General features: G+C 32.9%; 16 protein-coding genes. 10 read left to right on the top strand and 6 right to left on the bottom strand.

Going from position 1 to position 12,665, the window contains the following annotated elements; translation table 11 throughout:
• Nucleotides 1-123 precede the first annotated feature (123 nt).
• From argC to recJ, 4 genes are read left to right on the top strand one after another with little or no spacing between them, the layout of a single operon-like run.
• Nucleotides 124-1,164, top strand: coding sequence for an N-acetyl-gamma-glutamyl-phosphate reductase (gene argC, locus BHU68_RS01580; protein WP_069469852.1), 1,041 nt, complete (start codon nucleotides 124-126; stop codon nucleotides 1,162-1,164).
• Nucleotides 1,165-1,176: 12 nt separating this feature from the next.
• Nucleotides 1,177-1,875, top strand: a complete 699-nt coding sequence (locus BHU68_RS01575) for a DUF6776 family protein (protein WP_069469698.1) — start codon at nucleotides 1,177-1,179, stop codon at nucleotides 1,873-1,875.
• Between the two features lies 1 nt (nucleotide 1,876).
• The gene (locus BHU68_RS01570; protein WP_069469697.1) at nucleotides 1,877-2,281 is read left to right on the top strand and encodes a bactofilin family protein; all 405 of its coding nucleotides are present in this window, start codon (nucleotides 1,877-1,879) and stop codon (nucleotides 2,279-2,281) included.
• Nucleotides 2,278-3,978, top strand: a complete 1,701-nt coding sequence (gene recJ / locus BHU68_RS01565) for a single-stranded-DNA-specific exonuclease RecJ (protein WP_069469696.1) — start codon at nucleotides 2,278-2,280, stop codon at nucleotides 3,976-3,978. Before BHU68_RS01570 ends, recJ begins: the two co-directional genes overlap by 4 nt.
• Here recJ and BHU68_RS01560 read toward each other — a convergent pair.
• Nucleotides 3,947-5,176, bottom strand: a complete 1,230-nt coding sequence (locus BHU68_RS01560) for a serpin family protein (protein ID WP_069469695.1) — start codon at nucleotides 5,174-5,176, stop codon at nucleotides 3,947-3,949. The two genes, recJ and BHU68_RS01560, sit on opposite strands and share 32 nt — an antisense overlap.
• Nucleotides 5,177-5,274: 98 nt before the next feature.
• Here BHU68_RS01560 and BHU68_RS01555 point away from each other — a divergent pair, with 98 nt between their 5' ends.
• From BHU68_RS01555 to BHU68_RS01540, 4 genes are read left to right on the top strand one after another with little or no spacing between them, the layout of a single operon-like run.
• Entirely contained in the window at nucleotides 5,275-5,889 is a 615-nt protein-coding gene (locus tag BHU68_RS01555; RefSeq protein ID WP_069469694.1) for a metal-dependent hydrolase, read from the top strand.
• A complete protein-coding gene (locus tag BHU68_RS01550; RefSeq protein WP_069469693.1) occupies nucleotides 5,876-6,154 on the top strand; it encodes a hypothetical protein in 279 nt (92 codons plus the stop codon). Before BHU68_RS01555 ends, BHU68_RS01550 begins: the two co-directional genes overlap by 14 nt.
• Nucleotides 6,124-7,134: an oligosaccharide flippase family protein gene (locus BHU68_RS01545; RefSeq protein ID WP_320409037.1), complete on the top strand. Its 1,011-nt coding sequence runs from the start codon at nucleotides 6,124-6,126 to the stop codon at nucleotides 7,132-7,134. Before BHU68_RS01550 ends, BHU68_RS01545 begins: the two co-directional genes overlap by 31 nt.
• The gene (locus BHU68_RS01540) at nucleotides 7,127-8,479 is read left to right on the top strand and encodes an undecaprenyl-phosphate glucose phosphotransferase (protein WP_069469691.1); all 1,353 of its coding nucleotides are present in this window, start codon (nucleotides 7,127-7,129) and stop codon (nucleotides 8,477-8,479) included. The genes BHU68_RS01545 and BHU68_RS01540 overlap by 8 nt, the downstream gene beginning before the upstream one ends.
• Nucleotides 8,480-8,539: 60 nt before the next feature.
• On the opposite strand, the gene BHU68_RS01535 is transcribed toward BHU68_RS01540, so the two are convergent.
• The gene (locus BHU68_RS01535) at nucleotides 8,540-9,499 is read right to left on the bottom strand and encodes a UDP-glucuronic acid decarboxylase family protein (RefSeq protein ID WP_069469690.1); all 960 of its coding nucleotides are present in this window, start codon (nucleotides 9,497-9,499) and stop codon (nucleotides 8,540-8,542) included.
• Nucleotides 9,500-9,582: 83 nt separating this feature from the next.
• On the opposite strand from BHU68_RS01535, the gene BHU68_RS01530 reads away from it, so the two are divergent.
• Nucleotides 9,583-10,218, top strand: a complete 636-nt coding sequence (locus BHU68_RS01530) for a hypothetical protein (RefSeq protein ID WP_069469689.1) — start codon at nucleotides 9,583-9,585, stop codon at nucleotides 10,216-10,218.
• 86 nt (nucleotides 10,219-10,304) lie between these two features.
• Here BHU68_RS01530 and BHU68_RS01525 read toward each other — a convergent pair whose 3' ends face one another.
• Nucleotides 10,305-10,511 carry a hypothetical protein gene (locus tag BHU68_RS01525; protein WP_069469688.1) on the bottom strand — a complete coding sequence of 69 codons (207 nt, stop codon included), beginning with the start codon at nucleotides 10,509-10,511 and terminating at the stop codon, nucleotides 10,305-10,307.
• A gap of 39 nt (nucleotides 10,512-10,550) precedes the next feature.
• Nucleotides 10,551-10,826 carry a hypothetical protein gene (locus BHU68_RS01520; RefSeq protein ID WP_069469687.1) on the bottom strand — a complete coding sequence of 92 codons (276 nt, stop codon included), beginning with the start codon at nucleotides 10,824-10,826 and terminating at the stop codon, nucleotides 10,551-10,553.
• 140 nt (nucleotides 10,827-10,966) lie between these two features.
• Here BHU68_RS01520 and BHU68_RS01515 point away from each other — a divergent pair, with 140 nt between their 5' ends.
• Nucleotides 10,967-11,173: a hypothetical protein gene (locus BHU68_RS01515; protein ID WP_069469686.1), complete on the top strand. Its 207-nt coding sequence runs from the start codon at nucleotides 10,967-10,969 to the stop codon at nucleotides 11,171-11,173.
• A 209-nt stretch (nucleotides 11,174-11,382) separates the two neighbouring features.
• Here the strand turns inward: BHU68_RS01515 and BHU68_RS01510 are convergent, their stop codons facing one another.
• Together BHU68_RS01510 and BHU68_RS01505 are read right to left on the bottom strand one after the other, a co-directional pair.
• Nucleotides 11,383-11,742 (bottom strand): type II toxin-antitoxin system PemK/MazF family toxin, encoded by a 360-nt coding sequence (locus tag BHU68_RS01510; protein ID WP_069469685.1) that lies wholly within the window; start codon nucleotides 11,740-11,742, stop codon nucleotides 11,383-11,385.
• Complete coding sequence (locus BHU68_RS01505; RefSeq protein ID WP_069469684.1) at nucleotides 11,739-12,020, bottom strand: hypothetical protein; 282 nt, start codon at nucleotides 12,018-12,020, stop codon at nucleotides 11,739-11,741. The genes BHU68_RS01510 and BHU68_RS01505 overlap by 4 nt, the downstream gene beginning before the upstream one ends.
• Between the last annotated feature and the right edge of the window lie 645 nt (nucleotides 12,021-12,665).

The raw sequence follows: 12,665 nt of genomic DNA, 5'->3' as shown, positions 1-12,665 counted from the left end.
ATAAAACCACAGTTTGTCATAAACACTACAATCACAGGTATTTATTAATGTAATTAATATTTTGATATTCAAATGAAACTTTGTATAATACAAGGTTGATACATGAAAAATGGAGTTATAAATATGATAAAAGTCGGCATTGTAGGCGGTACTGGTTATACCGGAGTTGAATTATTACGTCTTTTAATAAATCACCCAGAAATAAAAATAGAAGCGATTACTTCTCGCGCACAAGCTGGTACAGCAATAACAAATTTATTTCCAAATTTACGAGGGCATATAGATTTATTATTCACTGAACCCACACTAGAAAATTTAGCTAATTGTAATATAGTATTTTTTGCGACTCCTAATGGAACCGCTATGAAAAGCGTGCCTGAACTCTTGAAGTTGGGAATAAAAATAATTGATTTATCAGCAGATTTTCGTATAAAAGATGTCGCGGTATGGGAGCAATGGTATGGCATGGAACATGCGTGTTCTAATTTATTAAATGATGCTGTATATGGTTTACCTGAATGGAAACGTACAGAAATTACCAAAGCATCTATTATTGCTAACCCGGGTTGTTATCCTACAGCAATACAATTAGGATTTTTACCATTATTAGAAGCTGGTATAATTGATACAGGATATTTGATAGCTGATGGAAAATCTGGTGCCAGTGGAGCTGGGCGTAAAGCCAATATAGGAACATTGATGGGTGAAGTTGGCGAAAGTTTTAAAGCTTATAATGCTTCAGGGCATCGACATTCACCTGAAATTGTTCAAGGTTTAGATGAATATAGTAATGATAAAGTTGGTTTGACTTTTGTTCCTCATTTAGTGCCGATGATACGTGGTATTGAAGCTACTTTATATGCCAATCTATTACAAACAGATATGAAGTTAGAAGACATACAAGCTTTATTTGAACAACGTTATATGAATGAACCATTTGTTGATGTCTTGCCGATTAATTCTCATCCTGAAACACGCAATGTTCGTGGCACTAATATGTGTCAACTAGCAATACATCGTTCTCAAAATTCTAATACAATTATTATTTTAGCAGTCATTGATAACTTAGTCAAAGGTGCAGCTGGTCAAGCAATTCAAAATATGAATATTATTTGCGGTTTACCAGAAACAATGGCTTTGACCAATGTAGCATTATCACCATAACTTATAATAACAATGCCTAATATGTTCTCTTCTAAAAATTCTAAAACTGCTCCTAGTGTTATGAGAGTTAAGGAACATCGCCCTTGGTTATGCCCTTTTCTGTTTGTATCTACTATGATTGTAATAGGAGCAATATTCTTATATTCTATATTTATAGGAGGATATGAATCCTTTATACAAAAGCAACAACAAGCAGATATGGAGTCAGTTTTGCAACAAAACGCCAGTTTTGCAAAACAAAATGCTGAATTACGTTCACAATTAGCAATGGTGGTACGTACTACACAACAAAGTCAAAAAACTTATATTCAAGTGCTACAATCTTTAAGTGATTTAACTGAAGAAATTAATTTTTATAAGCGTATATTACAGACACCTACCGCAAAAAAACCAAACAAATTACTTGTTAATAAATTTACTTTATCTTATGATAATAATAAAAAACAATATCATTATAAAATGATACTTACTCGTTGGATAGCCAAAGCTGCTACTGGCATTATGGAAATAAATATCGAAGGTGATCGTACAAATGAGACAATTGAACATAAAAACTATAATTTTATGTTTTTTAAGAAAATAAAGGGTAATTTTCAATTAGCTGAAGGATTTACACCTCATTATCTAATTGTCCGTTTCAGATCACAAGAGCAACAAGCTAAGGAAATTCGTTTTAAATGGGCAGACTTACAATTAAAGGAGCAACCATAGCATGTGGGGAAGCCGTAAAAGAAAAGTTACCAGAATTGATTCATTAATTGGTCAACAAACAGAAATTAATGGTGAAATAGTTTTTGCTGGAGGTTTACATATTGATGGAAGGATTGAGGGTAATATAACCGCAGAAGATAATTCTGGAGCTGTTTTAACTGTTAGCGAACAAGGCGTTATCACAGGTGATGTGCGAGTTCCTAATATTATTCTTAATGGTACAGTTCGAGGTAATGTTTATGCAGAAGAGCATATTGAATTAGCACTAAATGCTCGTGTCATCGGTAATGTTTATTATAATTTAATTGAAATGGCAATGGGTGCTGAAGTTAATGGTAGTTTAGTACATACTACTGATATGCAAAGTCAACCGGCTTTACCTATAGAACATAATAGAAGAAATTGATCATTAAGCAACGCCCATTATTACATAATATAGATTTAGCTGATAGTTTCCATCCTGTTATAAAGCGTATTCTAGCTAGCCGCGATATTAAAGATGCTAGTGAATTAGATTATAGTTTAAAAAATTTATTACCTTATCAAGATTTGTTGGGCATCAATGACGCTGTTGATTTACTATATGATGCTTTAAAACAACAAGCCAGAATTCTTATTGTCGCTGATTATGATGTTGATGGCGCCACAAGTTGTACCCTTGCAATTAAAGCTTTACGACAGATGGGTGCGCAAAATGTTAGGTTTTTAGTTCCTAATCGGGAAAAAGATGGTTATGGTTTAACGCCACAAATTGTTGAACAAGATTCTAATGCTGATTTATTAATTACAGTTGATAATGGTATTTCCAGTATCAGCGGCGTAGAAGCAGCAAAACAGCAAGGGCTAAAAGTATTAATTACTGATCATCATTTACCCGGGCAAGATTTACCTGCGGCTGATGCGATTGTAAATCCTAATCAAGCTGCTGATAAATTTGCGAGCAAAAATCTTTGTGGTGTGGGTGTGATTTTTTATGTCATGATGGCATTACGAGCGCGTTTGCGTGAACAGAATTGGTTTATTAATCAGTCAATTCCTGAAACTAATTTAGCTAATTTTCTTGATTTGGTTGCTTTAGGCACAGTAGCTGATGTTGTAACTTTAGATTACAATAATCGTATTTTAGTAGAGCAAGGTTTACGAAGAATACGAGCTGATTGTTGTTGCCCCGGTATTCGTGCCTTAATCGAAGTGGCACAACGTACACAAAATGCTATTACTTCCAATGATTTAGCTTTTTATTTGGGTCCACGTATCAATGCAGCCGGGCGTATGGATGATATGTCTTATGGTATAGCCTGTCTATTAAGTGACAATGATTATGCTGCACAACAACACGCACAATTAATGCAAAATTTTAACCAAGAGCGTCGTCTTGCAGAAAGTAAAATGCAACAACAAGCATTGGAAATGCTTGATATTGATGATCAATTGTCGCTTGGCGTTTGTTTATTTGAACCACAGTGGCATCAAGGAATAATTGGCATTTTGGCATCACGGATTAAAGATCGTTTAAATCGCCCTGTGATAGTTTTTACTAATGATAAGCCTGATTTTATTAGGGGCAGCGGTCGTTCAGTTCAAGGAGTACATTTACGCGATATAATAGAACATATAGCTACATTAAATCCTCAAATGATTAGCTATTTTGGTGGTCATGCAATGGCTGCTGGTTTAACAATACCGCGTTCACAATTTGAAGCATTTCAACAAGCTTTTGATGAACAAGTGCGTAAATATATTAGCAAGGATGATTTAGAAGGAATAATTCTAACAGATGGTAATTTAAGATCAGAAGATTTTAATTTAGAACTAGCTGAACAGCTAAAAATGCTAACACCTTGGGGGCAAAATTTTCCAGAACCCGTTTTTGAGAATAAATTTGAATTATTACAACATCGCATATTAAAAGAAAAACACCTAAAAATGCAAGTTCGCCCCCTTGACGGAGGAGAACCAATTGATGCAATAGCTTTTAATACAGTAGATACTAATTGTGTTAAACAAATTCAATTAGTTTATAAATTGGATGTAAATGTGTTTCGTGGAAACAAAAGTTTACAATTAATGGTTATTGAATTGGATTCACCACACGCCCCATAAACAATATATTGCCTGAATCATTGTGACGAATCAAGAATATAAATGGATGATCGGCACGAAATTCTGGTGTTTTTACCGCTAAACCTCTAGTCATAAATATAGCTGTGGCAGCCGCTGCTTCAGTTCCTTTTTCATTCACTTCTACAAAGGCTTGGTGAATTACTGAGTCTAATGATAAATTTTTGCTGCCATCTATACCAGAAAAATCTGCGTTGCTAGTAAAAGCATCAGTCATACCTAATTTTTGTAAGGTTTGTGACAAGTTAAATTTACTATTGATTTTAAATTTTGGTAATGAGACTTGCACGTGTTGCCAGTCTAATTGTTTGAATAATTTATCAAGCTTGCTGGCTGTGAGCATTTTTTCTAATTTGGCTAAACCATTTCTTTTGCGCGGTAATAAGATTGTCATTGAAAGGCGATTCTTATGTTTATACTTGCCAGATCCTTCATATGGCAATTCCAGTATTTGTAATTCTTTAGTTTCCATATAAGCAGAAAACTGCTTTTTATTCATCATTGCAACTTTAACATTGTCGCGCTTACCAATCCAAAATGGTGCGTTTTTGGTATTTATTGGATCAAATGGATTTGCCCAATTAGCTTTAAAGTAAATGGCATTGATTAATACCAAGCGTGTCAATGTGTTTAATACTCTTTTGTTTAATAATTTTTTGATTTTCTGATTGGTTTGTGTTGCTACCCAAGCATTTATTTGTTTACGAACACGTTTATATGCTGTTTTAAAATCAACCTTTTTTACTTGGGTTTGATAATATTTATTTAGAGCTTCGATGAATTCTTTACTCAAAGGATAATCTTTTTGCGCCCAGATTGAATTGGCGGTATGAATACTAATATTTTTATGTTTACTGGCTTGATTAATTTGATTTATCAAAAGATGAAATGCAGTATCTAATTGCTCTTGATTTTTAGGAAAGTGTAAGGTGTTAGAAATTTGTGTTTTGGTATTGCCTCTTGCACCAACATATGTCATAGCAACAGCGGTGGAGATACTATAAGGTGAAAAAAATATATTGGTATTAGGTGTTAATTTGGCATAACAATCAAATGCAAATTGATTATTAGCTGCTACGACTTTATTGATTAAATCAAAAGCAGTCTCAGTTGCCGAAACATTTGTATTCAACAATGCTGCGAATAAGCTATAAGTTATGATCTTGGGTGTAAATTGCATAATTTTATTCCTTTTAAGTAATAGTACTATTATACATAAAAACTATCAGAGTTTTTATAGTAAAATATAAAATTTATTAACAACTAATTTATTATACTATGTATCCACCCGGTCATCTTGCAATTGATTTACTTTTAGTTCATTCTGCTAATCGTTTGATTGGTAAAAATATTATCCCTATGTGGCCTGCTTTGATCGCCGCTATTTTACCTGACATTATTGATAAAGTGGTGACAGATTATTTACACTGGATGCCTTATGGTCGTAATTATTTACATAATTTAACCGCGGTTTTTGTAGGCATGATATTTTTATGGTTATTATCGCGCCACTGGGAAATTGGCGTATCTTGGGCTATTGGTTTAATGGGGCATTTAATAGGTGATTTTGTCTTTATTCCTTGGCTTTGGCCTTGGTTTGATTATGTATGGCCAAATGAAACTCGACAAATCGCACAGGGTGTAGTGCAAACTGTTATGGATTTGGCGCAAGGTAAAGATTTAAGTCCACTAGCAGCCGCAGTTTGGCAATATGGTCGTTTGATCACAGAATGTGTGATGTTTGGCGCAGTATTAATATACTTATCTAATAGATTTAAATCCTCAATACGAAGCTTTGCTTTAATAGTGTCTTTAAGTGCATGGCTTTATATTGTTATTCAATGGGAGTGGGCACCTTTTATCTGGAGCTTTGAACATTTTGGTATTAAGTAAAAACAGATTACCACCTTTAGTGCGTTGGCGTAATGTGCTTTGGCAAACGCTGCATTTGGGTGGTGGCGGAGTATTATATATAATAATATGGTTAAGCTTAGCTAGATTTTGGTCAATTGGAGATTTTGGGCAATTTAATTTTTTATTTGCTTTAATTGCTGTTGGCGGAGTTTTTTGTGATTTTGGTTTGGATGTATTATTAACTAGAATTGCCTCAAAAAAAAAGACTCGCAGATTACAACACCAGCGGCTATTATTTATTTAAAGTTAATTATAAATAGTTTTGTTCTAGCTATTCTTTTCAGTTTTGCGGCTTGGGCTAATTATTCTTTTAGTTTAGTTGTATTGTTAGGCTTAGGCATGTTGTTATTGTCTTTAACTACTTTATTAAATGGTATTTTTAGATCTTTAGAACGCCTTGATTTAGAAGCAAAAATTGGAATAATCCAAAAAATTTGGTTTTTTAGTGCTAGCTTAATTGGAGTGGCGTTATTAGAACAAGGAATGTTGTGGGTAGCAGCGGCTTATTTTTCCAGCCATTTAATTGGCTTGTCATTAACTTTCGTATTAATTATAAAGTATCGCTGGTTTAATCTTTGTTATTCCAGTTACAATATAAAATATATTTATAGTCATACTTGGCCGCTATTTATTGCGGCTTTTTTGACGGTGTTGTCTGTTAGAATTGAAATATTTTTATTACAGTATTTTCATGGTGAACAGGCGGTAGCAATTTATAGTGCTGTGATTCGCTTAATGGATGGTTTAGTGATTCTTAGTACCGCTTATATGGCGGCTGTTTTTCCTAGATTAGTGGCATTAGTGAATCAAATTTCACAATTTATTGGTTTATTCAAGCATTCATTATTAATATTATTTGTAAGCTCAACTTTAGTTGTTATAATTGCTTATATTTTAACTCCTTGGGGAATTAATTTTCTTTATGGAGAAGATTATAATAGATCTATCATAGTCTTACAAACTTTATTACCAATATTACCAATATTATTTATAGCAGCATTATTAGGGCAAGTGTTAGTGGCTTTAGAACGGCAAAAATGGTTTATGATTGCTTTGAGTATTGCGCTTGGTTTTAGTGTTGTAATTGATGTTTTTACTATTCCATATTGGTATGAATTAGGCGCGGTAATTGGTTATTGGAGTCGTGAACTTGTGTTATTTTTATTGTTGAGTTTTCTGGTTTATCAAGCATTACATAATTATAAAAAAAATTATCATGTATAAAGCATTATTAAAGGATCATTTCAGATTTGTAGGCATAATATTACGCTTATTAGATTTATCGGTATTATTAATATCTTGCCTTTTATCTTTTTTGATTTATTTTGAGCATTTCAATCCACCTAGTAATTATATTCATTTGCTATTAATAGTACTATTTTTTTCAGTACCTTTATTTCCTTATTTTCCTTTATATAGAACATGGCGTGGAGAATCATTATTTAATGAAGTAAAAGCATATTTTTTTGCTTTATCAATGCTATTTTTAAGCACTGCTTTATTATTATTTTTGTTGAAAGAAGGTAGTGAATATTCTCGATTATGGTTTGTTTTCTGGTATAGTTTGGCTCTCTTTATAGGTATTTTTGCACGTATTGCTTTACGAATAACATTAAGAAAATTAAGAACTAAAGGTTATAATCAGAAAAATATTGTAATAATTGGTGACGATAACTTAGGTAAAAAAGTAACTGATACTTTATCCCAAGCTGATTGGGCAGGTTTTCATATTAAGGCGATATTAACTGATGGTAAAAAATTATCAGAATACCTAAAAAATGAAACTATTGATGATGTTTGGATAGCATTGCCGCTGAAAGAAGAAGACAAAGTTAAACAAATTTTAAAGGAGCTTATGGATACCACAGTTAATATTCGTTTAGTTCCAGATATCTTTGGATTTAGCTTATTAAATCATTCAATTACAGAAATAGCCGGTTTACCTGTTATTGAATTGACATCATCGCCAATGAATACTGGCAATAGTTTTATTAAATCTATTGAAGATAAAGTACTTGCCAGCCTGATTTTGATACTTATTTCTCCGATAATGTTAGTGGTAGCTATTGGTGTCAAAATGAGTTCATCGGGTCCAATATTTTTTAGACAGCGTCGCTACGGATTAAGTGGTGAATCTATTTGGGTATGGAAATTTCGTAGCATGACAGTTTGTGAAGACGACGCTGCATTTAAACAAGCAACTGCTAATGATAAAAGAGTTACTAAATTTGGTGCTTTTATACGACGTACATCTTTAGATGAATTACCACAATTTATAAATGTATTACAAGGACAAATGTCAATAGTTGGACCACGCCCACATCCAGTAAAACTAAACGAAGATTTTCGTCAATTAATTCCAAAATATATGTTACGTCATATAGTGAAACCGGGCATTACTGGTTGGGCACAAATTAATGGTTATCGTGGTGAAACAGAAACTTTGGAGAAAATGGAACAACGCATTACATATGATCTATATTATATAGATAATTGGTCATTATGGCTGGATTTGAAGATTATTTTCTTGACAGTTTTTAAGGGGTTTATTGATAAGAATGCTTATTAACTATTAAGATTCTAAAGACCTGACAGGTTTTTAAAACCTGTCAGGTCTAAAACCCGATAATTATGAGCAATTTTTTAAAAACATATCAAAGTAGGCAATAGTTGGTTTTAATCCTTCCGCTAACTGCACTTGTGGTTGCCAATTTAATTTTTCTTTTGCTAAAGAAATATTAGGTTGACGCTGCTTAGGATCATCAATAGGCAATGGTTTGGTTATAATTTTTGATGAGGAACCGGTTAAATCAATAATTTTTGTGGCTAATTCTAAAATGGTAAATTCATTAGGATTGCCTAAATTAAAAGGACCAGTTATATCATCTGAAGAATCCATTAAAGCAATAAAAGCTTTAATTAAATCATCAACATAACAAAATGAACGGCTTTGAGAACCATCTCCATAAATGGTAATTGGTTCATTTTTTAATGCTTGGACAATAAAATTAGACACAACCCGTCCATCATTTGGATGCATATTAGGTCCGTATGTATTAAAAATACGGGCAACCTTAATAGATAAGTTGTGTTGACGATAATAGTCAAAAAACAAAGTTTCGGCACAACGCTTACCTTCATCATAACATGCCCTTGGTCCGATTGGATTAACATGTCCCCAATAATCTTCGGTTTGAGGATGCACTTTTGGATCACCATAGACTTCACTGGTTGATGCTTGAAATATTTTGGCTTTAATACGTTTAGCCAAACCCAACATATTAATTGCCCCATGCACACTGGTTTTAGTGGTTTGCACTGGATCAAACTGATAATGTATTGGCGAAGCTGGACAAGCTAAATTATAAATTTCATCAACTTCCATATATAGAGGAAAAGTGACATCATGTCGTACTAATTCAAAACGAGGATTATCTAATAAAGGTAAAATATTATCCTTAGTGCCAGTAAAAAAGTTATCAACACAAATTACTTCATAACCAGAGTTAAGTAAACTTTCACATAAATGTGAACCCAAAAAACCAGCACCACCAGTTACAAGTATAGATTTATTAATTCTAATAGACATATTGTTATTTCATTCATGTTATCAAAAAAGATAGATTTATTATATCATATATTTGTTTAAACATAATTAAGCGGTAAAAAACCATGAAAACTTTTAATTATTCATCAGTAACATTAAATGGATTAGAAGATGTTTTTGATATAGAAAAAATACACGATAGATCAGTTTTTGAGGCATGGTTTAGTAAAGAGTATAGTGTAGCAGAAGACAATGTTTTTCTGGAAAAATTGATCAATAAAAATATTGATCACATTAATAATTACACTGAATTAGAACTGATTAGTAAATTTATCGCCCCTATTTTGAATAAAATAGATTTTGAAATCAAAGACAAACATATCAGAGATTGGTATGAGGTACAGTTAAAGTATCAAACTCAAGAGTTTGTTTTTAATGGTCGATGTGATTTTGTGGTGGCAAAGGGTTATGATAAGCCGATAAATCCTTATTTTTTTATTCAAGAATTTAAACAAACCACATCTGCTTTTCCTGAATATCAATTATTATCTGAAATGATTGTAGCTACAAAATTAAATAATAGCGATCAGATAAAAGGAGCTTTTGTGATAGGCTCTATTTGGGTGTTTATGATTTTGAATCAAGTGGATAATAACAAATATCAATACTGTTTATCTCGAAAATATGATGCAATTGAACTTGATGACTTAAAACATATTTATCAATATTTGCAAACGGTAAAAAGTGAATTGATGGACTGACAGATTTTAAAAACCTGTCAGGATTTAACTTTCAAGCCGCTGGCCAAAAATCTGGGTTGGTAAACTAATGCTTCTCTGGGTACGTTTTACAATGAAATTCTATTTTTAGCGTTAAAAACAATCCAATTTAAAATATTCAATAATTTATTAATATTTTCTAATGCAGAATAATCGACCGTTTCCATGGTGAATATTTTAGCTTTTAATTTGGCAAATTGCCAAAAATTACCTGTAGTCACAATACCATCAATTTGTAATTGTTCATCCTGATTAAAGCGTTGTGCCGCAATCATCTCAGTTAAAACCTGCGCCCAACCTTCATTAAAATTTTCCTAATCAGGAATACCACATAAACCTTCATATTCAGAGACATCAAAACGAATATGAGACCAAACCGGTAACTGATGTTGCTTTGCAACAGTGGTTAATATCGGAGAGATGATGGTTTCACAAATACTGCTTTCACTAACATAATTTCTGCGTGTTGCCAAATTATCTGTAATCATCTTTAGTATTTCAGGGTGAATATAAATTGATTTTTCTTGTAAAAAAGAAATCTCAAATTTTTCTGCAACATCTTCGTAATTATTAAAATTCCCATAAGCCATTATATTAACCTTCTAATTTTATAGAGGTAAATTATAACACGATTTCAAATACTACAGAGAATTAGACCTGACAGGTCTAGCTAAAATCGGGAATTGGAAACAATTGTAATTGAAAGTCGCATCAAAAAATTGCAAGATTTATGGTTGATTCAGCAATTGAATATGCCCGTAAAAAACGTGCTGGTGAACAACCAGCAAAATTACAATTCGGTATCTTAAATGATGCCGAAAAACTAATTGAAGATGGAAAAGAACCATTGGATGCAATAAAATCAATGCTAGAAGATAAGGATACTGAACCTGAATGGACTAAACCATACGATCAATTGGAAGAATATCGTTTATAACTACATGGATTTAGACCTGACATCCCGACGAGATCCCTCCTATCGTCGGGATGTCAGACTTGATAAACCACTGATAAGTCTCACGCAATCCTTGCAACAATCCAATTTGCTGATTGCTATCAAATCGTAATTGTCCTTGGCCTATATTTATATGGGATAATATCGGTTGGGCTAATTGCATGATAAAGAGGCAAGCGTCTGCTAAGTATTTATGAATTATTTATATCTAAGGCATTTTTTATGCCTATTTCTACTTGTTGTAGGACTTTCACAGAAAGTGTTCCTATTTTATGAGTTAATTTACTTCTATCCAATGTAGTTATTTGATGACATACAGCAATACTATCATAATTTAATCCGCCTGAACCTTTGGGTAAAAATACTGCTGTAGGACCTCTTTTGGCTTGAGCTGATGAAGTAGAAATAGGAATTACTATTACTGATTGCCATGTTGAAATTTGATTGAAGCCATCATGTGACATAACCAGAACTGGACGTGGTTTATCACTTCTAATTTCTGCACCAGAACGCGGACGTAAATTGGCAGTGTATATGTCTCCACGTTTCATACTTGTTTTTCCTCTTCGCTATTTAAGTATTTTAGACTGGCTTCCTCAAAATCCTGATTTAAATCCATATTGGTACCAGCGTAGTATGTTGCATAAGCCATAATAGCTGCATTAATGTTCACTTTATCTGATTTTGATTGGGTAAAAATTGGTTCTTCAATAATAGGTTCATCAATAATTACAAATACATGATGTTTTCCCGGTTGAACGTTTGGTGGTGCTTTTAAAGTAAAGGTTCTATCATTGGAAATGAGAGCGTGGGTTTCAATGGCTTTCATCTGTAATTTCCTTAATCGTAGTTTTCGTTGCATTATATCATAATATAATGCAACAATGTTATATAGGCATGGATAATATAGATATATATTATTTTTATACCAATATAACAACTACAGGGATTGCATATAAACAGGGATAATATACCTATATATTTTGTTTTGTTAAACTAAGCTACTCATGTCGCCATGAATAACTCGTCTTCAGAACCGTGCGTGAGGCTTTCACCTCACACGGCTCCCCCCATGCGGTCTTTTTCAGTGCCAGCCCAGATTAAGCGTGGCTTTATAAATACGTTTTTGCAGGTAAAAAAACAGTTTTTTTCTATTATCATATATTTCAATGTCTATTCACTTTGTATTTCAAAAGACCTACTATTTAGTATTTACTCTCCGCATGACACTAAAGTAATCTTCTTCCTTAGAATTATCCTCTAGTTCCTACCCGGACGTTGCGCTATCAGTTGACTAAACTGACCTCTTTACTTGATTTCCCAATAAAGTGCATTTTCAGGCAAATGTGCCTGAAATACTACATCCGTTTTTCCAAGTTCCGATAAAATGTTTTCGAGGCAAATTTTTCAAAAACGCCTCGAAGTGATAGTTTAGGTTTTAGCTATACGCCGAGGTTCTTTGAGTTGATTAAAG

The organism is Candidatus Marithrix sp. Canyon 246 (genome assembly GCF_001723685.1).
GTDB lineage: Bacteria > Pseudomonadota > Gammaproteobacteria > Beggiatoales > Beggiatoaceae > Marithrix.
Note: the sequence above shows the minus strand (reverse complement) of the source record. Positions and strands in the feature narration are given on the sequence as shown.